Below are 842 nucleotides of genomic sequence, written 5' to 3'. Positions count from 1 at the left end.
GGATCTAAGGAGCTTCCTTCGGGCTCGGAATCGCCGACCTGCACGGGGGCGATCAGGTAGCTGGTTTCGATGTAGGCCCGGTCGTGCTTCTTCCTGGCGGCCACCGGAAAGCTGGCGGCAACCGCCAGGACCCACAGGGCAAGCAGCAGAGGGGAACGGGGCATGGCGCCTCCTGTGCGGATCGGTGCCGGGAGTGTAGGCCCTTACTCCGCCCCGGGATTGACCCGCTGCAGGTCGCGGCGGTCGTAGGCGCTGACGATGCGCGCCACCAGCGGGTCAATCCCGGGGCGGAGTAAGGGCCTACACTCCCGGCACCGATCCGCACAGGAGGCGCCATGCCCCGTTCCCCTCTGCTGCTTGCCCTGTGGGTCCTGGCGGTTGCCGCCAGCTTTCCGGTGGCCGCCAGGAAGAAGCACGACCGGGCCTACATCGAAACCAGCTACCTGATCGCCCCCGTGCAGGTCGGCGATTTCGAGCTCGAAGGAAGCTCCTTCGATCCCGGACGGAAATATGCGGGCGCCGGTTTCCGCTATGCGTTGAAGGACCACCAGGAAATCCGCTTCGACGTCTATGTCTATCCTGCCGGACTGATGGCGCAGGAACAGGCGGTCCGCGACGGCATGGAGGCCTTCCGCCACGACCTGCGGCTGGCCGGTGAACAGGGCACCTATACGCAGCTGCGCGAATTGCAGCAGGGGCCGTTCCCGCTGCCGTCGCCGGAGACGCCGCACGGCCCGCCCGCCACTGGCGCCGACGCGGCGGTGATCAAGGCGCAGGTCGAGGCCGGGCAGCTCATCGGACAGAAGCTGCAGTTGAGCATGAGCCTGCCGCCCCGCGACTGG

The 842-nt window shown here is 67.7% G+C and carries 1 pseudogene; it reads left to right on the top strand.

From position 1 onward, the window contains the following. Positions 1–335 precede the first annotated feature (335 nt). Positions 336–842, top strand: a pseudogene (locus ABB22_RS17555) (hypothetical protein); the annotation flags it as partial.

The organism is Stenotrophomonas nitritireducens, assembly GCF_001431425.1.
GTDB classification, from domain to species: domain Bacteria; phylum Pseudomonadota; class Gammaproteobacteria; order Xanthomonadales; family Xanthomonadaceae; genus Stenotrophomonas; species Stenotrophomonas nitritireducens.
Note: the sequence above shows the minus strand (reverse complement) of the source record. Positions and strands in the feature narration are given on the sequence as shown.